This is a genomic window from Pseudocitrobacter corydidari (assembly GCF_021172065.1).
Classification (GTDB): Bacteria; Pseudomonadota; Gammaproteobacteria; order Enterobacterales; family Enterobacteriaceae; genus Pseudocitrobacter; species Pseudocitrobacter corydidari.
In genome coordinates this window covers 4,467,736-4,489,828 of sequence record NZ_CP087880.1, presented here as the reverse complement: position 1 = coordinate 4,489,828, position 22,093 = coordinate 4,467,736, and the positions used below count along the sequence as shown (strand labels likewise).

21 protein-coding genes and 1 other RNA gene are annotated in these 22,093 nt (G+C 50.7%); 13 read left to right on the top strand and 9 right to left on the bottom strand.

Annotated features, from left to right (window positions below):
- Positions 1–40: 40 nt before the first annotated feature.
- The 6 genes from tdcA to garP form a co-directional block, all read right to left on the bottom strand.
- Positions 41–964, bottom strand: a complete 924-nt coding sequence (gene tdcA, locus G163CM_RS20975) for a transcriptional regulator TdcA (RefSeq protein WP_231826154.1) — start codon at positions 962–964, stop codon at positions 41–43.
- Between the two features lie 688 nt (positions 965–1,652).
- Positions 1,653–2,033, bottom strand: an RNA gene (gene rnpB, locus G163CM_RS20970) — RNase P RNA component class A.
- Between the two features lie 32 nt (positions 2,034–2,065).
- The gene (gene garK, locus G163CM_RS20965; protein ID WP_231826153.1) at positions 2,066–3,211 is read right to left on the bottom strand and encodes a glycerate 2-kinase; all 1,146 of its coding nucleotides are present in this window, start codon (positions 3,209–3,211) and stop codon (positions 2,066–2,068) included.
- 96 nt (positions 3,212–3,307) lie between these two features.
- On the bottom strand, positions 3,308–4,198 hold the full coding sequence (gene garR, locus G163CM_RS20960; RefSeq protein ID WP_231826152.1) for a 2-hydroxy-3-oxopropionate reductase: 891 nt from the start codon (positions 4,196–4,198) through the stop codon (positions 3,308–3,310).
- 30 nt (positions 4,199–4,228) lie between these two features.
- Entirely contained in the window at positions 4,229–4,999 is a 771-nt protein-coding gene (gene garL / locus G163CM_RS20955) for a 2-dehydro-3-deoxyglucarate aldolase (protein WP_015962895.1), read from the bottom strand.
- A 28-nt stretch (positions 5,000–5,027) separates the two neighbouring features.
- On the bottom strand, positions 5,028–6,359 hold the full coding sequence (gene garP, locus G163CM_RS20950; protein ID WP_231826151.1) for a galactarate/glucarate/glycerate transporter GarP: 1,332 nt from the start codon (positions 6,357–6,359) through the stop codon (positions 5,028–5,030).
- 415 nt (positions 6,360–6,774) lie between these two features.
- Between garP and garD the strand changes: the two genes are divergently transcribed.
- The 3 genes from garD to G163CM_RS20935 all read left to right on the top strand — a co-directional run bounded on the left by garD (position 6,775) and on the right by G163CM_RS20935 (position 9,305).
- Complete coding sequence (gene garD / locus G163CM_RS20945) at positions 6,775–8,346, top strand: galactarate dehydratase (protein WP_231826150.1); 1,572 nt, start codon at positions 6,775–6,777, stop codon at positions 8,344–8,346.
- A 150-nt stretch (positions 8,347–8,496) separates the two neighbouring features.
- Complete coding sequence (locus G163CM_RS20940; protein ID WP_231826149.1) at positions 8,497–8,832, top strand: type II toxin-antitoxin system PrlF family antitoxin; 336 nt, start codon at positions 8,497–8,499, stop codon at positions 8,830–8,832.
- Complete coding sequence (locus G163CM_RS20935) at positions 8,832–9,305, top strand: type II toxin-antitoxin system YhaV family toxin (protein WP_231826148.1); 474 nt, start codon at positions 8,832–8,834, stop codon at positions 9,303–9,305. Before G163CM_RS20940 ends, G163CM_RS20935 begins: the two co-directional genes overlap by 1 nt.
- 72 nt (positions 9,306–9,377) lie before the next feature.
- Here G163CM_RS20935 and G163CM_RS20930 read toward each other — a convergent pair whose 3' ends face one another.
- Both G163CM_RS20930 and G163CM_RS20925 read right to left on the bottom strand, forming a co-directional pair.
- Complete coding sequence (locus G163CM_RS20930) at positions 9,378–10,325, bottom strand: sugar kinase (protein WP_231826147.1); 948 nt, start codon at positions 10,323–10,325, stop codon at positions 9,378–9,380.
- Positions 10,326–10,335: 10 nt separating this feature from the next.
- A complete protein-coding gene (locus G163CM_RS20925) occupies positions 10,336–11,169 on the bottom strand; it encodes a DeoR/GlpR family DNA-binding transcription regulator (protein WP_231826146.1) in 834 nt (277 codons plus the stop codon).
- A gap of 334 nt (positions 11,170–11,503) precedes the next feature.
- Between G163CM_RS20925 and G163CM_RS20920 the strand changes: the two genes are divergently transcribed.
- The 10 genes from G163CM_RS20920 to G163CM_RS20875 all read left to right on the top strand — a co-directional run bounded on the left by G163CM_RS20920 (position 11,504) and on the right by G163CM_RS20875 (position 21,131).
- A complete protein-coding gene (locus tag G163CM_RS20920; RefSeq protein ID WP_000469985.1) occupies positions 11,504–12,358 on the top strand; it encodes a tagatose bisphosphate family class II aldolase in 855 nt (284 codons plus the stop codon).
- Positions 12,359–12,368: 10 nt separating this feature from the next.
- The gene (gene pfkB, locus G163CM_RS20915; RefSeq protein ID WP_231826145.1) at positions 12,369–13,283 is read left to right on the top strand and encodes a 1-phosphofructokinase; all 915 of its coding nucleotides are present in this window, start codon (positions 12,369–12,371) and stop codon (positions 13,281–13,283) included.
- Positions 13,284–13,309: 26 nt separating this feature from the next.
- Positions 13,310–14,737 (top strand): PTS fructose transporter subunit IIC, encoded by a 1,428-nt coding sequence (locus G163CM_RS20910; protein ID WP_231826144.1) that lies wholly within the window; start codon positions 13,310–13,312, stop codon positions 14,735–14,737.
- A complete protein-coding gene (locus G163CM_RS20905; protein WP_231826143.1) occupies positions 14,724–15,530 on the top strand; it encodes an HPr family phosphocarrier protein in 807 nt (268 codons plus the stop codon). Before G163CM_RS20910 ends, G163CM_RS20905 begins: the two co-directional genes overlap by 14 nt.
- A gap of 197 nt (positions 15,531–15,727) precedes the next feature.
- Positions 15,728–17,002, top strand: a complete 1,275-nt coding sequence (gatZ, locus tag G163CM_RS20900; RefSeq protein WP_231826142.1) for a tagatose-bisphosphate aldolase subunit GatZ — start codon at positions 15,728–15,730, stop codon at positions 17,000–17,002.
- The gene (gatA, locus tag G163CM_RS20895; protein ID WP_231826141.1) at positions 16,999–17,463 is read left to right on the top strand and encodes a PTS galactitol transporter subunit IIA; all 465 of its coding nucleotides are present in this window, start codon (positions 16,999–17,001) and stop codon (positions 17,461–17,463) included. The genes gatZ and gatA overlap by 4 nt, the downstream gene beginning before the upstream one ends.
- A 29-nt stretch (positions 17,464–17,492) precedes the next feature.
- The gene (gene gatB, locus G163CM_RS20890) at positions 17,493–17,777 is read left to right on the top strand and encodes a PTS galactitol transporter subunit IIB (protein WP_000824291.1); all 285 of its coding nucleotides are present in this window, start codon (positions 17,493–17,495) and stop codon (positions 17,775–17,777) included.
- A 6-nt stretch (positions 17,778–17,783) separates the two neighbouring features.
- Complete coding sequence (locus G163CM_RS20885) at positions 17,784–19,157, top strand: galactitol-specific PTS transporter subunit IIC (RefSeq protein WP_231826140.1); 1,374 nt, start codon at positions 17,784–17,786, stop codon at positions 19,155–19,157.
- 45 nt (positions 19,158–19,202) lie between these two features.
- Positions 19,203–20,246 carry a galactitol-1-phosphate 5-dehydrogenase gene (gatD, locus tag G163CM_RS20880; RefSeq protein ID WP_231826139.1) on the top strand — a complete coding sequence of 348 codons (1,044 nt, stop codon included), beginning with the start codon at positions 19,203–19,205 and terminating at the stop codon, positions 20,244–20,246.
- A gap of 111 nt (positions 20,247–20,357) precedes the next feature.
- Positions 20,358–21,131 carry a DeoR/GlpR family DNA-binding transcription regulator gene (locus G163CM_RS20875; RefSeq protein ID WP_231826138.1) on the top strand — a complete coding sequence of 258 codons (774 nt, stop codon included), beginning with the start codon at positions 20,358–20,360 and terminating at the stop codon, positions 21,129–21,131.
- A gap of 53 nt (positions 21,132–21,184) precedes the next feature.
- On the opposite strand, the gene rsmI is transcribed toward G163CM_RS20875, so the two are convergent.
- Positions 21,185–22,048, bottom strand: coding sequence for a 16S rRNA (cytidine(1402)-2'-O)-methyltransferase (gene rsmI / locus G163CM_RS20870; RefSeq protein WP_231826137.1), 864 nt, complete (start codon positions 22,046–22,048; stop codon positions 21,185–21,187).
- Positions 22,049–22,093 lie beyond the last annotated feature (45 nt).

Here is a 22,093-nt window from a genome sequence, read left to right as displayed (position 1 = left end):
GTTTCGTTTACGTTATTAGCTGCTTTTAATAAACAGTCTGTTAATTCATTTCTGCCTTCCCGGCGTTCGACGAATATTCTTTCGCCAAATCAACCAATACTGAGGCAGATTTTTTAATTCGATAATTTTTAGACCACACGGCTGCATAGCGCGCTACCGGTAATACATCTTCAACCTTTAGCGTAATAAATTGTTTAGAGCCAAACGGCGCAATCATATCTCTTGGGATCACCGTCAGGAATCCGGCATTCAACACCAGGTTGTAAATGGTGACGACAGAATCGGTTTTTACAATATTTTCGGTGCTGATGTGATGAAGATGGAGGGTGGTGAGAAGTTCTTTGTAGTAACCCATATCCGTTTGCGGTAGAACCCACTGCTCGTTCGAGAGCGACTCCAGCGTGACCGTTGACGTATACGTTCGCGATTTCGATGCGACGACAACGAATTCCGACTCGAACAGCGGCTCTACCTGCAAATCCTGGAGCTGCATTTCATCACTTAATGTACCAATGGCAAAATCTAAACGGCCATCACGCAGGGCCGGTAAAAACGACGAGAGCTGTGCTTCAAACATGGTGACCTGTGCCGCCGGGAACACCGTTTTAAAGGTTTTAATCATCTCGGGTAAGAAGGTGAAACCGATAAGCGATGGGTAACCAAACGAGACGTCAACCACGCTGTTGCAGCTCAGGCTGTTCATCTCGTTGACCATGTTTTTCATTTCACGGGTGATGGATTCGGAGTAGCTCAGCAACACCTGACCTGCGCTGGTCAACGTGACGCCGGTATTTTTACGCACCATCAGCTCGATACCAAAGTTAGACTCAATGTCGTTGATAATTTTACTGACCGCCGGTTGGGTAAGCCCAAGCTGCTTGGCAGCTGAACCAAAAGAACCACTTCTAATGACTTCCTGAAACACGACTAGCTGTTGTGTTTTTGGCAGAAGAACATTATCCATCTTTCTTTCCCCCTTATTTCCATTTGGCGAGAGGGATTCTAATAAATATAAGAGAGTAAGATGTGTGCTATTACTCACAATTTACCTTAAACCTATATAAACACAGGTCACAAAACACAATAAAAGCATTATAAATCATGCACTTATTAATATAACCAAGTGACTTTAGCCTGACTTTTATCAACAAAAATAAGGTGTATAACTTTATTTTATGGCGATAAACAATGCACCTTTAAACATATAAAAAATCAAATTAAAAGATCACCTTTCAACCAATTTCAGGACGTTTTTTACCCTATCGTGCGCATTAATATTCTTTTTAATATATAAAATAAACTGGTAAAAAAGCCTGTTATCCAAAAAATTCTTCGTACGGCGTCACAGATACCCAGGACAAACATACATTCACGTTAATATGTTTAGATCACCACCATTAACATATGCACAACTATTTAGAAACATTGCGAATAATTCAAAACCCTGTTTTTGTTTTGCTTTACGAGAAATTAATCAAGCAAAAAGCATGATAGGCAGCATAAAAACCCGCTAAATTTTACCCGATCAGTGTTTTGTGCATCGCGTCGCAATTCTGCAAAATGGCATACGTTGGTGCCGAAGGAAGAGAAGGAAATAGCGGTTGTCGGGGCAGAAAAGCAAAAACCCGCCGAAGCGGGTTTTTGCCTGAAAAAAGTGAAACTGACCGATAAGCCGGGTTCTGTCGTGGACAGTCATTCATCTAGGCCAGCAATCGCTCACTGGCTCAAGCAGCCTACCCGGGTTCAGTACGGGCCGTACCTTATGAACCCCTATTTGGCCTTGCTCCGGGTGGAGTTTACCGTGCCACGGACTGTTGCCAGCCGCGCGGTGCGCTCTTACCGCACCCTTTCACCCTTACCTGATCCCACTTGCGTGGGCCATCGGCGGTTTGCTCTCTGTTGCACTGGTCGTGGGCTGTTACACCCCCCAGGCGTTACCTGGCACCTTGCCCTATGGAGCCCGGACTTTCCTCCCCTCCGCCCGTCTCCCCCGAAGAGGACGACGACGAAGCGGCGACTGTCTGGTCAGCTTCGGCGCGAAGTATAGAGGGTTTGCGCGCCCTTGTCACCCCGCGCTGCGCATTCCGACCGCAAGCGTGGCCGCAATGTTGCGCGAAGCGCGGTAAATGTTGTCGAATGCACCGCGAAACGCCTCTTCCAGCGTACCGATACTGGTCAGCACGCTAAACACCGCGTCAATACCATATTGATGCACCACGCCCACGTCGCGCGTCAGGCTGCCCGCGATGCCAATCACCGGTTTATGGTATTTTTTCGCAACGCTCGCCACGCCAACCGGCACTTTGCCATGAATGCTTTGGCTGTCGATGCGCCCTTCCCCGGTAACCACCAGCGTGCAGTCGTGAATGTGCTCTTCCAGATTCAGCGCCGTGGTGACAATCTCAATGCCGCTTTTCAGCTCCGCACCAAGAAACGCCATCAGCGCAGCCCCCATGCCGCCTGCCGCGCCCGCGCCGGGCACCGCTTTAACATCTACGCGCAGCGATGTCTTAATCACATCGGCGTAGTGCGACAGATTGTTATCGAGTTCGCGGATCATCGCCTCGTTAGCCCCTTTCTGCGGGCCAAAGATGCGGGATGCGCCGTTTTCGCCGATCAACGGATTGGTGACGTCGCAGGCGACGCGAATAGTGCAATGCTGAATGCGGGGATCGAGGCCCGAGATATCAATGGTATTCAGGCTATCCAGGCTGCCACCGCCAAAACCAATCTCAGTGCCGTTAGCATCCTGAAGTTTCGCGCCCAGCGCCTGGACCATGCCTGCACCACCGTCATTGGTGGCGCTACCGCCAATGCCGATAATAATATTCGTTGCGCCGCTTTCCAGCGCTTGCAGGATGAGCTCACCGGTACCGCGAGAGGTCGTCACCAGTGGATTGCGCTTTTCCGGAGGAACCAACGCCAGCCCGCTGGCCGCCGCCATTTCGATAAACGCGGTTTTTCCGTCGCCAGACATTCCCCAGCTGGCATTCACCTTTTCGCCCAAAGGCCCGGTGACCCACGCATGATGTTCAGAGCCTTGCGTGGCAGCAATCATCGCTTCAACCGTTCCTTCGCCGCCGTCAGCAACCGGAACAGAAACATACTGCGCATCAGGAAAGATTTCCCGAAATCCTTTTTCTATCGCCTGAGCTACCTCGGAGGCAGAAAGGCTTTCTTTGTAAGAGTCTGGGGCGATTACGATTTTCATAGTGATAGCCTGTTGCTGCACAACGCCGGATGGCGTTTCACTTATCCGGCCTACAATGTAGGCCCGGTAAGCTCAGCGCCACCGGGCACAACGTCCTTAGCGAGTGACTTCCACCTTCGCCAGTTTTTCGTAGTAGCACGCCAGGGCGCTATGGTCCGCCGTTCCCAGGCCATCGGCACGCAGCGCCTGCATCATTTCCATGACCGCAGCGGTAAGCGGCAGCTGTGCGCCTACGCCGTGAGAGGTGTCCAGCGCATTCGCCAGATCTTTGATATGCAGGTCGATACGGAAACCGGGTTTGAAGTTTCTGTCCATGACCATTGGCGCTTTGGCTTCCAGTACGGTGCTGCCCGCCAGACCACCGCGAATCGCCTGGAACACCAGATCCGGGTTAACGCCCGCTTTGGTTGCCAGCGTCAGCGCTTCGGACATCGCCGCGATGTTCAGCGCAACGATCACCTGGTTTGCCAGCTTGGTGACGTTACCCGCGCCGATTTCGCCGGTATGCACCACGGATCCTGCCATCGCTTTCATCAGGTCGTAGTATTTGTCGAAGATGGCTTTCTCACCGCCAACCATGACGGAGAGCGTGCCGTCGATGGCTTTCGGTTCACCACCGCTCACCGGCGCATCCAGCATATCCACGCCTTTTGCTTTCAGCGCGTCGCTGATTTCGCGGCTCGCCAGCGGTGCAATGGAACTCATGTCGATAAGAACCGTGCCAGGCTTCGCGCCTTCGATAATTCCGCCCTCACCCAGCGCAACCTCTTTCACATGCGGGGAGTTTGGCAGCATGGTGATAATCACATCGCACTGCTCGGCAATGGCTTTGGCGGTAGTCGCGGTTTCTGCGCCTAAGGCGATCAGTTCGGCAATCACTTCCGGGTTACGGTCGGAAACCACCAGCGAGTAACCGGCTTTAATGAGGTTTTTACTCATTGGTTTACCCATGATCCCCAGGCCAATAAAACCAACTTTCATCGTCATAATTGTGTCTCTCTCTTGTTGCAGTGGTGGTTATTTTTTAAAGGAATCAGCCAGTTTCTGCGTTGCAGAACGGAAAACGCCGAGGTCGCTGCCGACGGCGACAAAGGTCGCCCCCCAGTCAAGATAACGACGCGCGTCCGCTTCCACCGGGGCCAGAATGCCGCTCGGTTTGCCGTGTGCTTTTGCACGCGCAAAAATGTGCTGGATGGCTTTCTGTACATCCGGGTGCGATGCGTTGCCAAGATGGCCCAGTGCCGCAGCCAGGTCGCTTGGGCCGACGAAGATGCCGTCCACGCCTTCGGTCGCCGCGATAGCATCAACGTTATCGACGCCCTGCTGGCTTTCGATTTGTACCAGGATGGTGATGTTCTTGTTCGACTGCGCGAAGTAGTCCGGCACCGTGCCAAACATATTGGCGCGATGAGAAACGGAGACGCCGCGAATGCCTTCTGGCGGATAACGCGTCGATGCCACGGCCTGCACCGCTTCTTCTTCGGTTTCCACGAACGGGATGAGGAAGTTGTAAAAACCGATATCCAGCAGACGCTTAATAATCACCGGCTCGTTAGTCGGCACACGCACCACCGGTGCGCTGCTGCTCCCCTTCAGCGCCATCAACTGTGGAATAAAGGTAGAGATATCGTTTGGCGCATGTTCACCGTCCAGCACCAGCCAGTCGAACCCGGCCAGGCCCAGCACTTCGGTGCTGATTGGGCTTGCCAGCGCTGACCAGCAGCCAATTTGAATCTGTTTGGCGGCCAGCGCGGCCTTGAATTTATTCGGGAAGATATCGTTATTCATCGCTTATACCTTGTCTCTTAACCGTTAATTATTTCTGCAATTCCATACGCTTGATGTCGCCGACGACAAACAGGTAGCAGAACATCGCCATCAGTGCCGAACAGCCGACGAAGACCAGCGCGGCGTTGAAGGAGTGCAGTTCACTAACCAGATAGCCAATCACCAGCGGAGTCACGATAGAGGCTACGTTGCCAAACACGTTAAATACCCCGCCGCACAGGCCTACAATTTCTTTCGGCGCGGTATCGGAAATAACCGGCCAGCCCAGCGCGCCAAACCCTTTACCGAAGAAGGCCAGTGCCATCAAAGTCACCACCAGCGCCGTATTGTTGGTGTAGTTACACAGAATAATGGTCGAAGCCAACAGCATGCCGAGCACAATCGGTAACTTACGCGCCAGAGTAATGGTGGAGCCACGTTTAATCAGGTAATCCGAGAACACACCGCCCAGTACGCCACCGGCGAACCCGCAGAGTGCCGGAATCGACGCCACCAGCCCCACTTTCAGAATCGACATCCCTTTTTCCTGCACCAGATAGATCGGGAACCAGGTGAGGAAGAACCAGGTGATGGTATTGATAAAGTATTGCCCGAAGAACACGCCCAGCATCATGCGGTTGGTCAATAACTGCTTGATGTAGTGGAGTTTTGGCCCCTGTGTCGTGCTGCCGGGCTTTTTGTGATCCATATCGACCACGGCGCCGTTATCAGAGATAAACTTCAGCTCTTCCGCCGACATGCGAGGGTGGTCGGTCGGGTTATGAATCAGCTTGATCCACAGCCCCGTCAGCACAAAACCAATCACGCCCATCACGGTAAAGACGTGTTCCCAGCCCCAGGCGAAGGTCAGCCACCCCAGCAGCGGTGAGAAGAGCGCCAGTGAGAAGTACTGCGCCGAGTTAAAGATAGCGGACGCGGTGCCACGCTCTTTAGTCGGGAACCAGGCCGCAACAATACGCGCGTTGGCCGGGAAGGATGGCGCTTCCGAAAAGCCAAGCATAAAACGCATAAAGAACATGGAGATACCTGCCCAGGCAAGCGGGAACATGTCCACAAAGCCCTGCAGGAAGGTAAACAGTGACCAGAAGAAGAGACTGTAAGAGTAAACCTTCTTCGAGCCGAATTTATCGAGCAGCCAGCCGCCGGGTATCTGCATCAGCAGGTAAGCCCAGCCAAACGCCGAGAAGATATAGCCCATCGACACCGCACTCAATTGCAGCTCTTTGGCCACTTCCGTACCGGCAATTGATAACGTGGCGCGGTCCGCGTAGTTAACGGCGGTAACAATAAAGATGATTAATAAGATTAAATATCGGGTTGGCACACCCTTTTTCGATTCGACAGCAGTATCCAGCATCATTTTATTTATCCTCGGGCACAGGATGCCTTATATTATTTATTTTGTACTAAGGCATATTTCACTGATTATTTATCGACAGCAGGAATATCAGATAGCTAACCAGACACAATGAAATCGTGATTCAGTATAATCAGCATTGCTGGCCTGCACACTGTGCAATTACACAATTTGAATATTTTAATCTCGCATACTATTGAGCATATGCCCACAACATTGGGCGCTGATGCACAGATTTACGTAATACCCGCCACAGCTGGCCTGACAGGCGATTAAGTGGTGATCTGCGTCACATTTTTACCGCTGAACTCCTGACATTCTTTATGCCATCACGCGATGTAATAATTTTGCTTCGTCAGAAAGCGATACCCTTTATTGTAATTTTTAGGTTTACCACCTGGCTGGAGAATACTGGACAATGGCTAACATCGAAATTCGCCAAGACGCGCCGAAAGCATTTTATATAAAAGTGCACGATACGGATAACGTGGCGATTATTGTTAATGATAATGGCTTAAAAGCAGGAACACGTTTTCCTGATGGGCTGGAGTTAATTGAACATATTCCACAAGGCCATAAGGTGGCATTGGTGGACATTCCCGTTAATGGCGAAATCATTCGCTATGGCGAAGTCATTGGCTATGCGGTGCGCGATATCGCCAAAGGCAGCTGGATTGACGAATCCACCGTGTCGCTGCCGGAAGCGCCGCCGCTGAATACGCTGCCGCTTGCCACCAAAGTGCCGGAGCCGCTGCCTGCGCTTGAGGGTTACACCTTTGAGGGTTATCGCAACGCCGATGGCAGCGTGGGGACGAAAAATCTGCTGGGGATCTCCACCAGCGTGCACTGCGTGGCGGGGGTTGTGGATTATGTCGTCAAAATCATCGAACGTGACCTGCTGCCAAAATATCCTAACGTTGATGGTGTCGTCGGCCTGAACCATCTCTACGGCTGCGGCGTGGCGATTAACGCACCTGCCGCCATCGTGCCTATCCGCACCATTCACAACATCGCTCTGAACCCGAACTTTGGCGGCGAGGTAATGGTGATTGGCCTCGGCTGTGAAAAACTCCAGCCGGAACGCCTGCTGGAAGGCACACCGGATGTGAATGCCATTCCGGCCGACAACGCCAGCATTGTGCGTTTGCAGGACGAACAACACGTCGGCTTTAAATCGATGGTTGATGATATTTTGCAGGTCGCCGAACGCCACCTGAAAAAATTGAACGAACGCCAGCGCGAGACCTGCCCGGCCTCTGAACTGGTCGTTGGGATGCAGTGCGGCGGCAGCGATGCGTTTTCCGGCGTGACGGCGAACCCGGCGGTGGGCTACGCGTCTGACCTACTGGTACGCTGCGGCGCAACCGTGATGTTCTCAGAGGTGACGGAAGTACGTGATGCTATCCACCTGCTGACGCCGCGCGCCATTAACGAAGAGGTAGGTAAACGCCTGCTGGAAGAGATGGCCTGGTACGATAACTATCTCGATATGGGTAAAACCGACCGCAGCGCCAACCCGTCCCCCGGCAACAAAAAAGGTGGGCTGGCAAACGTGGTGGAAAAAGCGCTCGGCTCGATTGCCAAATCTGGCAAAAGCGCCATTGTTGAAGTGCTCTCTCCGGGCCAACGCCCGACCAAACGCGGGCTGATCTACGCCGCGACGCCTGCCAGCGATTTCGTCTGCGGCACGCAGCAGGTGGCTTCCGGTATTACGGTGCAGGTCTTCACAACCGGGCGCGGTACGCCGTATGGCCTGATGGCGGTGCCGGTCATTAAGATGGCGACGCGTACCGAACTGGCGAACCGCTGGTACGACTTAATGGATATCAACGCGGGCACTATCGCCACTGGCGAAGAGACGATTGAGGATGTGGGCTGGAAGCTGTTCCAGTTTATTCTTGATGTGGCGAGCGGGAAGAAGAAGACGTTCTCGGATCAGTGGGGGCTGCATAACCAGCTGGCGGTGTTTAACCCGGCACCGGTGACCTGATATCCTTTTGGAATATTCCTCGCAAAACATGGCCTTAGGGCCATGTTTTTATTGCCCCGCATTTCACTTCGCGCTAATAATGCATTTGCATTACCCTGCTCAGCGGCTATAATTTAGCCAGAATTAATGTTGTAAAGAACAGGTGATTTTATGCTCGCTTATGCTCGTTCTGACGCCGTGCTGACCACTGAATCTAAGGTCACTGTGCGCGGTCAAACTACCCTACCCACGCCAGTACGTGAAGCGCTGAAACTCAAGCCCGGCGAGGACAGTATCCAGTATGACATTTTGCCTGGGGGGCAAGTGCTCATGAGCCGTGTGGGAGATGAACAGGAGGATCACACCATGAAGGCTTTCTTACAGTTTCTGGACACCGACATCCAGAACCATCCACAACAATTACGCCCATTCGATATGCATCAGGGCAGAACTCTGGTGTCTGGTATGGACATCAATATCGATGATGAGATTGGCGACGACGATTGATGGACTTTCCGCATAAAGTGAATGGTTGGGCGCTCTACGCTCATCCCTGCTTTCAGGAAACTTATGATGCTTTAGTTGAAGATGTCGAGATATTAAAGGGAAAGGATCCTGAGAATTATCAAAAGAAAGCAGCCACCAGGCTGTTGGCCGTTGTACACAAAGTTATTGAGGAACACATCACCGTCTCTCCTTCATCACCATCATTTCGTCATGGGAAGACGTTAGGAACAGGTAATCATAAAGATTGGTCGAGAGCTAAATTCGGCGCGGGAAGGTATCGACTCTTTTTCCGGTACAGTGAAAAAGAGAGAGTTATCATCCTGGGGTGGATGAACGATGAACACACGCTCAGAAGCTACGGCAAAAAGAGTGACGCTTATACCACCTTCTGCAAAATGTTGAAGAAGGGGCACCCACCCGCCGATTGGGAAAGTCTTCTGCAAGAAGCCCTGACAAGCGCGAAACGTAAATAATATAAGACATGGCCTTAGGGCCATGTCTTAAAATGCGACTCACAAATAAGCACGGGAAATAATCCTCTTTACTTAATTCTGCTGCCTCATTAATTCTTTAATTTGTTCCAGCGTGGACGTACCTTCCATCGGCCCACGCGCAGAGATAGCCAGCGATCCTGCCGCATTAGCATGAGCTAAGGCATCTGGTACGGAATATCCCGCAAGAAACAGGCTGACAAAGGTTGCGCCAAAGCAGTCGCCAGCGCCTGTAGGATCAACCACCTCCACCGGATAACCAGCCACATGATGTTGTTCGTCTTTTGAGTAGTAACTGGCTCCACGGGCGCCGCGTTTAATGATGACATGGGCAATCCCACGCTTGTGAAGCCTTGCGACAATTTTCTCTTCATCGCGAGATTTGCTCAGGCCGAAGTAATCCAGTTCGCCATCGCTTGGCAGGAAGAAATCCGTGTAATCAAGAATGTATTCAAAGGCCTGCGACATTTCACGGATTTTTAGCATCTCTTTACGGATATTAGGATCGAAAGAAATAGTGCCGCCATTTTCTTTTACAATGCTAATCGCCTTGCGTACGGCGTCGATCAAACGAAACGAAAATAATGACGACCCCATAATATGGAAGTGGCTGTATTGCCTGAGCAATGCTTCATCAAGGTGATCGGCACTGAGCAAACCACAGGCACTGTCCGGCATATTGAAAATAAAATCGCGCTGGGCCTGGCTTCGGTAGCTGACAAAAGCACTTCCCGTTGTAGCATTGGGCAGTACGGAAATCCCCTGGACATTTACGCCATCGCGCGATAAACGGGTAATATTCATAACGCCGAAGGCATCGTTGCCAACACAGCTAAACAACAATGAACGAAAACCAAGTTTAGCGACCTGATCGGCAAATATGGCGGGCGCCCCACTGGGATATGGCCCCCAAAATTCCCCCGGTGAGGAAAATCCCTGGTTCTCTTTTTTTGCCAGAAACTCGACGAGCAATTCACCCAATGTTGCGATTGTTATGTTCATGCGTTGTCCTTCATCTTGCCTGATGCAGGGCCGGGTTTATCCAGGTCAGACATTCGTTATTGGTATAGCTGTTGGTTAAGCCGTCGGCCAGAAACCGTGAGTGGTACTCCGCGGCGACAATCTGCGGCGTAATAATCGCGCTCAGCGTATTCAGTTTTCCTACCGGATAACGCGCCGCATCCTGAACCGGACGCTGCGCCACCACGGCAATACTCTGTCCACTAAGGCGCAGGCATTCACTTAGCAAAGCAGCTGCACTTTCGTTTTTTACGTTGAGTGTGCCATCCTCGCTAATATGGTCCACCATCACCAGACAACATGACGGTTGAAATTGTTGCAAAGATTGGATGGCAATTTCGCCCCCCAGCGCCTGACCACTACGTCCCAGTACACCGCCTAACAACACAATTTCCCCATCGATATAGTCACGCGCCGGTGCAACGTGGCTAAGATCGTTGATGATAAGGCACAGATCCCGATAATCGCCCAGGAAAGGAAGCGCTTTACGCAACACCTCTCCGGCCCCAAGAAACACGGTATCGTCGTCACAGACCAGACGGGCAACTTGCTTAGCCAGTTCAAGCTCTACGCTATGCTCTAACGCCTGCGACGGCACCACTTCATGGCTTACCGCTGCTCTGACGGGTTGGGCCGTGTAAATCGCTCCGCCAAAGGAGCGTTTCAGATAGCCTTGTTGCTCCAGGTAATTGAGATCATTACGGATCGTCACCCCTGAAACCGATAACATTTCAGCCAAATCGTCTACTTTTATTTCGCCGTTTTTACGGACGATTTCGGCAATGTCCAGACGCCTTTTCAACAGGCTGGTAGATGGTTTTGCCACAACATACCCTTTTTTTCCGCTTCGTCGGGGAGTTATCCCGTGCTTTAACTTTCATTTTTAAACTTCTGACAGGGGATGTCAATTTTGCACCACGTTACCGAATGCTCAACAGTAAAACATCGCAATAAAATCAATTGATTATAGAAATTTCATATCTCCTATTTACTTACAAAATAAAATTTAAATCCACACATTTACTTTCGTTTAAGAAAAATGTTCCTGTTTTTGTGTTGATGATCACAATCACGCGTGGCAATGATCGTTACATTACTTTCAAAACGAAGGTTATTTTTATTTTAAACTTTAATTTCGAAAGTTATTAACGGAGACCGCTATGTTCATTATTTCCAGTAAAAATATGCTCCAGAAGGCCCAGCATGCAGGCTATGCCGTGCCTGCCTTTAACATCCATAACCTGGAAACCTTGCAGGTGGTGGTAGAAACCGCCGCAGAAATGCGCTCACCGCTGATCGTCGCCGGAACACCAGGCACGTTTAGCTATGCCGGAATGGGCAACATTGTGGCGATCGCGGGCGATCTGGCTCGCGAATACAATCTGCCGCTGGCCATTCATCTGGATCATCATGAATCGTTAGCCGATATCGAAAGCAAAGTTATGGCAGGGATCCGTTCAGTCATGATCGATGGTTCCCACTTTCCCTTTGAAGAGAATGTGGCACTGGTGAAAAGCGTGGTCGATTTTTGCCATCGCTACGACACCAGCGTGGAGGCAGAACTGGGCCGCCTTGGTGGGATCGAAGATGATTTAGTGGTAGACAGCAAAGATGCTCTTTACACCAATCCACAACAAGCGCGTGAGTTTGTGGCGCGCACCGGCATTGATTCGCTGGCGGTTGCTATCGGCACGGCACACGGTATGTATGCCGCTGAACCTAAACTCGATTTTGAGCGACTGGCAGAAATACGCGCTCTGGTGGATATCCCTCTGGTATTGCATGGGGCATCTGGTTTGCCGGAAAGTGATATTCGCCAGGCCATCAGCCTTGGGGTATGCAAAGTCAATGTTGCCACCGAACTGAAAATCGCCTTCTCCGACGCCTTAAAAGAGTATTTCCTGCAAAACCCGAAAGCCAATGATCCCCGCCACTATATGCAACCAGCAAAACAGGCGATGAAAGAGGTGGTACGCAAAGTGATCCATGTTTGCGGCTGTGAAGGGCAACTGTGAGGAATCGCCAGTGATCTACACGCTAACGCTTAATAGCGCGATCGATATGAATATATTTAGCGATCCTTTACAGCCAAATATTGTCAATCGCACTCACCACACCGAGTTTTGCCCGAATGGCAAAGGGGTAAATGTTGCGCTGGTCCTGGATCACTTTCAAATACCTGCGCATATATTAGGCATTTTTGGTGGTTTCACCGGGCATTATATTGTTGAAAGCCTGCGTACCCGAAAAATGCCAGTTACACCAGCATGGGTAGATGAACCAACGCGGATTAATATTTTCATTCATGACGGTCAGCAGGAGTATAAACTCGTCAACCCTGGCTCATATATTCCAGATGAATGTAAACATCAAATCATCACGATTATTTCGCAACTGCCCGATGCAGAATATCTGGTGATAAGCGGCAGTCTGCCACAAGGTATTGAAAGCCGCTTTTACGCAGAAATAATGCATATTTGTCAGCAAAAAGATATCGGCGTGATTTTAGATATTAGTCATCCATCATTACGTCAGTTACTGGAGTTCAAACCGTTATTAATTAAACCCAATGATGAAGAGGTTAAAGCAATATTCGGTTTAACTGTCTTAGACGACAATGATGCGAAAAATACGCTTACCACTTTACATGCACTTGGTGCACAAAATGTTCTGCTAACCCTTGGTGCTAAAGGAATGTATTTCTCCAATGGGATCGATTACTGGTTTTGTAGCGCGCCAACGGTTGATCTGGTGAGTTCCGCCTGTGCAGGCGATGCCGCACTGGCTGCCTTTCTCAGCCAGTGGTTATCTACAGGAGAAGTGGAATATGCCTTATCTCTTGCCAGTGCAACAGGCGCTGATGTCGCAAGTTCTGCCGGATTAGGCCAACTTGCGGCAATAGAAACCTTACTTTCGCAAATCCACGTCAGAAAGCTGTAGGCTAAATTACAATATAAGGTCTGCTTATGAAAAAGATCATTGCAGTGACCGGCTGCCCTACCGGTATTGCGCATACATTTATGGCTGAAGAAGCCTTAAAAAATGCCGCGAAAAAATTATCTGTCGAAATAAAAGTTGAAACAAATGGTGCCAGTGGCGTTGAAAATGCTATTCAACCTGCTGATCTGGTCGATATTGCCGGAGTCATTATTGCGGCAGATAAAGATGTCTTACCTGATCGCTTTAATGGTTTACCGGTTATTGAAGTGCCGGTAAAAGAAGCAATCCATCATCCTGCGGAGCTGATTAACAAAGTTATTAATGGTGAAGCCCCAATACGTAAAGGCGAATCAACTACCAGCACGGAAATTATCGAAAAAGAATCATTGGGGCGACAAATTTATAAGCACCTGATGAGTGGTGTTTCAAATATGCTGCCTTTTGTGGTTGCCGGAGGCATATTAATTGCGGTGTCGTTTTTATGGGGGATTTATTCCGCTGATCCTAATTCAGCTGAATACAATGCAACCGCCGCCATGCTAATGAAAATTGGTCAGCAAGCCTTTTCGATCATGGTTCCGGTCTTTACCGCTTATATTGCATTCTCTATTTCGGGCAGACCTGGGATGGTGGCTGGATTTGTCGGCGGCTTACTGGCAAATGCTACCGGCGCAGGATTCCTCGGTGGGATAATTGCCGGATTCGCCGCCGGTTACCTGATGTTATGGGTAAAGAACCGACTCGAAGGCTTACCGCGTCAGTATGAAGGCCTGAAATCGATTTTTATTATGCCACTCATTGGCGTACTGGTTATTGGCGTGTTGATGTCGCTGCTTGGGCAACCTGTTGCAGCTATCAATAATGGCATGATGAACTGGCTGGCATCGCTACAGGAAGCGAATCCAATATTGCTGGGTATTGTGGTGGGTGCAATGTGCTCCTTTGACTTTGGCGGCCCGGTAAACAAAGCCGCTTATGTCACCGGCACGCTTTTACTGGGCCAGGGCAACTTCTACTTTATGGCTGGTGTGTCTGCCGCATGTATTACTCCACCGCTGGTAATTGCTCTGGCGACCACCTTCTTTCCAAAAGGTTTTAGCGAGGAAGAACGTGCCGCAGGCATGGTTAACTATATCCTCGGCTGTACACACATCACTGAAGGCGCAATTCCTTTCGCAGCGAAAGATCCTTTACGTGTCATCCCGATGATGATGATTGCTTCCAGCATTTCTGCGGTACTTAGCTACAGCTTGCGTATTCAGGTTCCGGCTCCTCACGGCGGCTTCTTAATTTTACCTTTGGTGAGTCAGCCGCTGGCCTGGGTGTTATGTATTGTTGCGGGCTCTGCATGTGGCGCAGTAATGCTTGGCCTATGGCGGTTGTGGGCTGTACGCAAAAATGCGGTCAATACAACTCCTGTTGTAAAGGCTGGAGGTCAGAATGCAGCTCTGTGAACACGATATTTTTATCAGCGATGAGCGCCTCGATAAAGTCACCGCTCTGTACCGTGTGGTGGAAAAGCTCTCGGCGGCTGGCAATACCACGCCTGACTATTTACGCGGCATGTTGGATCGCGAAGCACAGATTTCCACTTATCTGGGAAATGGAATCGCGATCCCACACGGTACGCCGGAATCTCGCGATGCGGTATTACAAACCGGTGTAAAGGTAATTGTTTTCCGCCACGGTGTTGACTGGGGTGACGGCAATACCGCGTATCTGGTCACTGGAATTGCCGCGCGCTCCAATGAACATCTTGAGATTTTGCGCCAGTTGACTCGCGTGCTCAGCGATGACGCTATTCCGCAAGCACTGGCTAAAGCCGAATCCCCCAGTCAGGTTTTAGCGCTACTGACTGGATCGACCACCAATACGCCAGCAGAAGTGGAGTTGCAGGAGGGTGAGCAGGCAACGTTTGTCATCCATAATCCGCATGGTTTACATGCCAGACCCAGTGCGGTGTTGGTGAAGTTTATCAAACAGTTTGAAAGCCAAATTACGGTAGAGAACCTGGATAACGCCTCCGGCCCGGTGGACGGAAAAAACCTGATGCGGGTGGTGTCGCTCGGCGCGAAAAAGGGGCATCGCTTGTTGTTCCGGGCGCAGGGCGAAGATGCACAGCAGGCACTACGTGAAATTGGGGAGCTTATTGCCTCTGGTGCAGGCGAGATGATCACCGTTCCCGTTACCCCACCACCAGAAGTCATGCAGCCAAAGCGCAGTTGGCTATCCCGATTGTTTAATTAGCCTTTGTTTGTTCCTCCGTGCCCGCTCCGGCGGGTACGCTTTTTCATGACAAAGTGAAATTACAGACATCACACACCCTTTCGTCATCTTACATTTTCTTTCGCAACTTTCATTTATCAGATCAAAATCACAAAATAACATTACGAAAGCCTATAAATTCTTTCGAAGAAGAAAAACGAAAGAACTCGGAGATAAAAGTGAAAGAAATAATTGCTCGTCATAAAGCAGGAGAACATCTGGGCATCTGTTCAGTTTGTTCTGCTCATCCCCTGGTTATCGAATCTGCTCTGCTTTTCGATCTCAACACAGACAACAAAGTATTGATTGAAGCCACATCCAATCAGGTGAATCAGTTTGGTGGTTATACCGGAATGAAACCGGCTGATTTTCGTGATTTTGTTTATGGCATTGCTCAGGAAGTGGGATTTCCACGTGAGCGGTTGATTCTTGGTGGCGATCATTTGGGGCCTAACTGCTGGCAGAACGAACCGGCAGTAGCAGCAATGGAAAAGTCGGTTGAGTTAATAAAGGCGTATGTCGCCGCTGGTTTTAGCAAAATTCACTTGGACGCGTCAATGTCCTGCGCAGATGACCCAACACCGTTGGATCCGATGGTCGTTGCACGCCGTGCCGCTGTGCTTTGTAAAGCAGCGGAAGAGACCGCAAACGAAGAACAAAAACGCCATCTGACTTATGTCATCGGCACCGAAGTGCCTGTTCCTGGCGGCGAAGCCAGCACCATCGGCAGCGTTCATGTCACCCGCGAAGTCGATGCTGCCCGTACGCTGGAAACTCACCAAATCGCGTTTCGTGAATCAGGGCTGGAAGAAGCATTATCGCGCGTGATCGCCATTGTGGTGCAGCCGGGCGTTGAATTTGATCATACCCAGATTATTCATTATCAGCCGCAGGCGGCACAGGCGCTCTCCGCATGGATCAAAGAGACGCCGATGGTATATGAAGCACACTCCACCGATTACCAAACTCGCCAGGCCTACCGCGCCCTCGTTCGCGATCATTACGCCATCCTGAAAGTGGGCCCAGCCCTCACTTTCGCCCTGCGTGAAGCCGTATTTGCCCTTGCGCAAATGGAAAATGAACTGGTATCGCCAGAACAACGTAGCCGCGTGATGGAAGTTATCGATGAAGTAATGCTCAACGAACCAGGCTACTGGAAAAAGTACTACCGCCCTACCTGGAGCCAGGCGATGGTCGATATTCACTTCAGCCTCTCCGATCGAATCCGCTATTACTGGCCGCATCCACGCATTCGCCAGAGCGTAGAGAAAATGATCGCCAATTTAAACCACATCGATCTGCCGCTGGGATTGCTCAGTCAGTACATGCCCGTGCAGTTCGAACGCCTTGCAGATGGAGCGCTGACCGCTACGCCGCATAACCTGATTATCGACAAAATCCAGGATGTTCTGCGTGCCTACCGCTTTGGCTGTATTGCTGAGGAGTCTGTATGAGCCAGCTTTTTGTCCGCACCGGTATTCACTTCGCATCACGCCAGCAGGCACTGGAACACATTGGCGAAGAGATGCAAAGGCAAGGTGTCGTTCATGAAAGTTATCCGCTGGCTTTGCTGGAACGCGAGGCCGCCTTTCCGACCGGAATAGCACTGGAACGCCATGCCGTGGCAATCCCCCACTGCGAAGCGATTCATGCGAAATCACCCGCAATCTACCTCATTCGACCGGACACTCCGGTGATGTTTCAACAAGCTGATGATGACGCAGAAATCCCCGTCTCGCTCATTATCGCTTTAATTGTTGAAAACCCGACGGCGCAACTGCAGCTCCTGCGCCGTCTGTTCGGGGCATTACAAGCCCCGGACACCATAGAAGCCTTACTGAGCGCCCCGGATGCCGGATTGGCGTCGTGCTTTGAGCACAAAGTCCTTACGGCTGAGAACGGTGCTCGGGTCTGATAATAAATTGATAATAAAAGGAATACCCTATGAAACGTAAAGTGATTGTCGCATGTGGTGGTGCTGTCGCTACCTCAACTCTGGCAGCGGAAGAGATTAAAGAGTTATGTGAAGCAAACAATATCACTCTCGATTTGGTGCAATGTCGGGTTACTGAAATTGAAACTTATATGGATGGTGCAGATCTTATCTGTACTACCGCACGGGTAGACAGGAGTTTTGGTGATATTCCGGTAGTTCACGGTATGCCTTTTGTCTCAGGCGTGGGTATTGACGCATTGCAGCAAAAAATTCTGCATATTCTGGTGGGGTGATACGCCATGTTTAGCGAAATAATGCGTTATATCCTCGACTTAGGCCCCACGGTTATGTTGCCGTTGGTGATCATCATCTTCTCAAAACTGCTGGGGATGAAACTCGGGGACTGCTTTAAGTCAGGGCTGCATATTGGTATTGGTTTTGTCGGCATTGGGCTGGTGATCGGCCTGATGCTGGACTCCATTGGCCCGGCAGCGAAAGCCATGGCAGAACAATTCGAAATTAACCTGCATGTGGTTGATGTCGGCTGGCCGGGTTCTTCACCGATGACCTGGGCCTCGCAGATCGCGCTGATCGCCATTCCGGTTGCCATCGCGGTCAATATTCTGATGCTGGTAACGCGTATGACGCGGGTGGTGAATGTCGATATCTGGAATATCTGGCATATGACCTTTACCGGGGCGATGCTGCATCTGGCAACAGGTTCTTACTGGATCGGTATGCTGGGCGTCATCGTACATGCCGCCTTCGTCTACAAACTGGGTGACTGGTTTGCCAAAGATACACGCGACTTTTTTGGTCTGGAAGGTATCGCTATTCCTCATGGTTCGTCTGCTTATCTGGGGCCGATTGCTGTTCTGATCGATACCATCATCGACAAGATCCCAGGGCTAAATCGTATTCACTTTAGCGCCGATGATGTCCAGAAACGTTTTGGCCCCTTTGGTGAGCCCGTTACCGTAGGTTTCGTCATGGGGCTTGTGATCGGTTTGCTGGCCGGTTATGACCTGAAAGCCGTGCTGCAGCTGGCGGTGAAAACGGCGGCTGTGATGTTGCTTATGCCCCGAGTCATCAAACCAATTATGGATGGTTTAACGCCTATCGCGAAACAGGCACGTAAACGCCTGCAAGCGAAGTTCGGCGGCCAGGAGTTCCTGATCGGTCTTGATCCCGCGTTGCTGCTTGGTCACACATCGGTGGTATCGGCTAGTCTGATCTTTATTCCGCTGACCATTCTGATAGCAGTAGTGGTTCCAGGTAACCAGGTACTGCCTTTCGGTGATTTGGCGACAATCGGCTTCTTTGTGGCGATGGCCGTGGCAGTGCATCAGGGCAATCTGTTCCGCACATTGATCTCCGGCGTCATCATTATGGGGATCACCTTATGGATAGCCACGCAGACCATCGGTTTGCATACGCAACTTGCCGCTAACGCCGGTGCGCTGAAAGAGGGCGGCATGGTGGCCTCTATGGATCAAGGTGGTTCACCAATCACCTGGCTGCTGATTCAACTCTTCACCTGGCAAAACGTGGTTGGTTTTGCGGTGATTGTGGTGATCTACATGGCTGGCGTCCTGCTGACCTGGCGTCGGGCACGAAATCATATGGTCGCAGAAAAAGCCGCTGCGCTTACCGAAACGCAACCCACAGTTTAATTTCAGGGGAGCGATGCTCCCCCTTTTGTATTTTTGGAGAACGTTATGAAATCAGTTGTAATTTATGCTGAGGGAGACGTGCGCGTTGAAGAACGCCCGGTACCACAGCTGCAAAGTGAAGACGACGTGCTGGTAAAAGTGGTTTGTTCCGGCCTTTGCGGTTCTGATATTCCCCGTATCTTTGCCCACGGCGCGCATTATTACCCCATCACTTTAGGCCATGAGTTTAGCGGATATGTTGAATCTTACGGCAGTAACATCAAGGATTTACAACCCGGTGACGCTGTGGCCTGCGTGCCGTTATTACCCTGTTTTCACTGCCCGCAATGTGAAAGAGGTTTTTACTCTTTATGTAAGCAATATCAGTTTGTGGGTTCGCGTAGTGAAGGCGGAAATGCAGAATACATTGTGGTAAAACGCGCCAATTTATTTCGTTTACCGTCAGATATGCCTGTGGCAGATGGAGCATTTATCGAACCGATTACCGTCGGGCTACATGCGTTTCATCTGGCACAAGGCTGCGAAGATAAAAATGTCATTATTGTTGGGGCCGGAACGATTGGCCTGCTCGCCCTGCAATGCGCACGAGAACTGGGGGCCAAAAGCGTCACCGCGATAGATATCAACCCACAGAAACTGGCACTGGCGCAGCAATTAGGCGCAACACACACATTTAATAGCCGGGAGATGAGTGCCGCAGAAATTCAGGCCGCAATGAAAGACGCTACGTTTGATCAACTGGTGCTGGAGACCGCAGGCACGCCGCAGACGGTTTCTTTAGCCATTGAAGTTGCCGGGCCGCGCGCGCAACTGGCACTGGTAGGTACTTTGCATCACGACCTGACACTCAGCGCAGGCGTATTTGGGCAAATATTGCGTAAAGAATTAAGCCTGATAGGCAGTTGGATGAACTACTCCAGCCCATGGCCGGGAGAGGAGTGGGCAACAGCCGCACGCCTGTTAACTGAGAAACGCCTGCAACTGGCCCCTCTTATAGCCAGCAGCGGTAATGCCGAGCACTTTGCACACGCGGTAAAAGCGTTAAACGGTGCGCCAATGCAGGGAAAAATTCTGCTTAATCTGGCCTGACTAGCCTGAGCCAGCAATCCGCGCTGGCTCACATTTACTTTCGAAAATTAGCGTTCACCTTTCGCAATCCTTCGATTAAACTAGCAACAGTTAATTATCAGGCAACTCAACATGAATTCATTTGAACGAAGGAATAAAATTGTCGACCTGATTAATACGCAAGGCAGCGTGCTAGTGTTGGATCTCTCGAATATGTTTGGTATTTCGGAAGTTACCATCCGCGCCGATCTGCGTATGCTGGAAGAGAAAGGGCTTGTCACGCGTTTTCATGGCGGCGCGGCAAAACCTGGAAGTCATCTGGCGGAAGGCGACAATCAGGAGGTGGTACTTGAAGATCGGTATCAGTTGGCCAGCGACCCGAAAAAACGGATTGCCCAGGCTGCCGCAGCAATGATCGAAGAAGGTATGACCATCATCCTCGACAGTGGCAGCACCACTTTACTGATTGCCGAAGCGCTGACACGTAAAAGCAATATCACGGTGATTACTAACAACTTACCCGCTGCATATATTTTATCGGACAACAAAGATCTTACTCTGGTTGTGTGCGGTGGCACCGTGCGCCATAAAACTCACTCGATGCACGGTACAATCGCCGAGCGTTCACTTCACGGTATTAGCGCAGATCTGATGTTTGTCGGGGCAGATGGGATTGATGCCACCAACGGTATTACCACCTTTAATGAAGGCTACTCTATTAGCAGTGCGATGGCAGCTGCGGCACATAAAGTAATCGCCGTACTGGATGCTACCAAATTTAACCGACGCGGTTTTAACCAGGTGTTACCCATGGAGAAGATCAACTGTGTGATCACCGATGACAGTATTAACAGACAGGACAAAGTAGCACTGGAAAAAACAGGCGTTGAATTGCAGATTGTGTAAACCCGTCGCTACCTGAAAAGTTTAGCGTTGCAGTTTTGCTGCAACGCTTACACTCACTCCCCCTGCTGTTCCAGCGCATACTTATACAGCGCATTCTTTTTCACGCCGTGAATTTCCGCGGCCAGGGCCGCCGCTTTCTTCAGCGGCAGTTCTGCCTGTAACAGCGCCAGCGTGCGCAGCGCATCGGCAGGCAGATCATCTTCCTGCGCTTTATGGCCTTCAACAATCAGCACCATCTCGCCTTTGCGACGGTTTTCATCTTCCTTCACCCACGCCAGCAGTTCACCTACCGGCGCGCCGTGAATAGATTCCCAGGTTTTGGTCAGCTCACGGGCCAGAACCACGTAGCGAGATTCGCCCAATACCGCGACGATATCTTCCAGGCTATCTAGCAGACGGTGTGTTGATTCATAAAAAATCAGCGTGCGTGTCTCTTCTTCGATGGCTTTCAGCGCGTCGCGACGGCCTTTTGATTTGGCCGGCAGGAAGCCTTCATAGCAGAAACGGTCCGAAGGCAGACCGGCGGCGCTCAGTGCGGCGATAGCGGCACATGGCCCCGGCAGCGGGACAACGCGAATGCCCGCTTCACGGCAGGTACGCACCAGATGGTAGCCAGGATCGTTAATCAGCGGCGTACCTGCATCGGAGACCAGCGCAATGTTTTGCCCCTCTTTCAGCTTTGCCACCAGCGTTTCGGCTTTCTGCTGTTCGTTGTGGTCGTGCAGCGCAAATAACCGGGCATTAATCCCAAAATGTTGCAGCAGTAAACCGGTGTGACGCGTATCCTCAGCGGCAATTAAATCAACGGCTTGTAATACGTTTAATGCACGTTGGGTGATATCAGCCAGATTCCCGATAGGAGTGGGTACAATATAGAGCTGACCTTCAGAATTCTCAGCTGATTCGTGTTGTTTCATTGTTTCATCCGTATTGCCGATTTAATATTGAGCATTGAGCCAAAA

What these genes read in the sequence shown, in the direction of transcription:
- G163CM_RS20935 (WP_231826148.1), top strand. Translation starts at nt 8,832, where the DNA reads ATGGACTTTCCGCATAAAGTGAATGGTTGGGCGCTCTACGCTCATCCC.
- G163CM_RS20910 (WP_231826144.1), top strand. Translation starts at nt 13,310, where the DNA reads ATGAAAAAGATCATTGCAGTGACCGGCTGCCCTACCGGTATTGCGCAT.
- garL (WP_015962895.1), bottom strand. Translation starts at nt 4,999, where the DNA reads ATGAATAACGATATCTTCCCGAATAAATTCAAGGCCGCGCTGGCCGCC.
- G163CM_RS20920 (WP_000469985.1), top strand. Translation starts at nt 11,504, where the DNA reads ATGTTCATTATTTCCAGTAAAAATATGCTCCAGAAGGCCCAGCATGCA.
- garR (WP_231826152.1), bottom strand. Translation starts at nt 4,198, where the DNA reads ATGACGATGAAAGTTGGTTTTATTGGCCTGGGGATCATGGGTAAACCA.
- tdcA (WP_231826154.1), bottom strand. Translation starts at nt 964, where the DNA reads ATGGATAATGTTCTTCTGCCAAAAACACAACAGCTAGTCGTGTTTCAG.
- G163CM_RS20885 (WP_231826140.1), top strand. Translation starts at nt 17,784, where the DNA reads ATGTTTAGCGAAATAATGCGTTATATCCTCGACTTAGGCCCCACGGTT.
- gatD (WP_231826139.1), top strand. Translation starts at nt 19,203, where the DNA reads ATGAAATCAGTTGTAATTTATGCTGAGGGAGACGTGCGCGTTGAAGAA.
- gatB (WP_000824291.1), top strand. Translation starts at nt 17,493, where the DNA reads ATGAAACGTAAAGTGATTGTCGCATGTGGTGGTGCTGTCGCTACCTCA.
- gatA (WP_231826141.1), top strand. Translation starts at nt 16,999, where the DNA reads ATGAGCCAGCTTTTTGTCCGCACCGGTATTCACTTCGCATCACGCCAG.
- G163CM_RS20940 (WP_231826149.1), top strand. Translation starts at nt 8,497, where the DNA reads ATGCTCGCTTATGCTCGTTCTGACGCCGTGCTGACCACTGAATCTAAG.
- G163CM_RS20905 (WP_231826143.1), top strand. Translation starts at nt 14,724, where the DNA reads ATGCAGCTCTGTGAACACGATATTTTTATCAGCGATGAGCGCCTCGAT.
- garP (WP_231826151.1), bottom strand. Translation starts at nt 6,359, where the DNA reads ATGATGCTGGATACTGCTGTCGAATCGAAAAAGGGTGTGCCAACCCGA.
- rsmI (WP_231826137.1), bottom strand. Translation starts at nt 22,048, where the DNA reads ATGAAACAACACGAATCAGCTGAGAATTCTGAAGGTCAGCTCTATATT.
- G163CM_RS20875 (WP_231826138.1), top strand. Translation starts at nt 20,358, where the DNA reads ATGAATTCATTTGAACGAAGGAATAAAATTGTCGACCTGATTAATACG.
- garD (WP_231826150.1), top strand. Translation starts at nt 6,775, where the DNA reads ATGGCTAACATCGAAATTCGCCAAGACGCGCCGAAAGCATTTTATATA.
- garK (WP_231826153.1), bottom strand. Translation starts at nt 3,211, where the DNA reads ATGAAAATCGTAATCGCCCCAGACTCTTACAAAGAAAGCCTTTCTGCC.
- G163CM_RS20930 (WP_231826147.1), bottom strand. Translation starts at nt 10,325, where the DNA reads ATGAACATAACAATCGCAACATTGGGTGAATTGCTCGTCGAGTTTCTG.